The 497-nt window shown below is 41.0% G+C and carries 1 protein-coding gene; it reads right to left on the bottom strand.

Translation table 11 applies throughout. From position 1 onward, the window contains the following. Positions 1 to 52 precede the first annotated feature (52 nt). Positions 53 to 484, bottom strand: coding sequence for a hypothetical protein (locus tag JUK32_RS08450; protein ID WP_204138418.1), 432 nt, complete (start codon positions 482 to 484; stop codon positions 53 to 55). Between the last annotated feature and the right edge of the window lie 13 nt (positions 485 to 497).

Genomic DNA, 497 nt, shown 5'->3' with positions numbered 1-497 from the left:
TGAGTGGACGAGCCATCTTTTGTGCTTGAAATCAGTACTCCTATATTCTGCTTCACCTCATAGGGAATTGGTATGAGGCTCTTTGCAGTAAGCCATCAAAGTCCTCTTTTCCTTCATGTTCTAGACTACTTAAATAACCCCTATAAAATAAGATGCAAAGATCCAAGAATTGAGCTTCAACTTCTGTTTCAGTTGAATATGTCTCTATTGTGCGGCCCAGGTCTTCTACGGACAGTTTCTGTTTTCGGGCACGTTGAATAAATTGTTTCATAGCTTTGGAAAAGTCTGATGTAGCCCTTTTATCAACTTTTTTCCAGACTTCATCTTCCGATAGATGATGGCAGTGAAAACCCAAAGCCTCAATCTTTTTCTTCAACAGAACATAAAGCGATTCGGCTCCTCCTGCTAAGTCCCTTGGAGTACCCCTGTTAAGGTGACCAAATGTACTAAATAGTCGGGCTAAACCTGGGTTTTCAGAGCTCAACAGTTAGCTTAAG

Origin of the sequence: Halomicronema sp. CCY15110 (assembly GCF_016888165.1) — a bacterium.
Lineage (GTDB): Bacteria > Cyanobacteriota > Cyanobacteriia > Phormidesmidales > Phormidesmidaceae > Halomicronema.
This window is presented reverse-complemented; position numbering and strand designations above follow the sequence as displayed.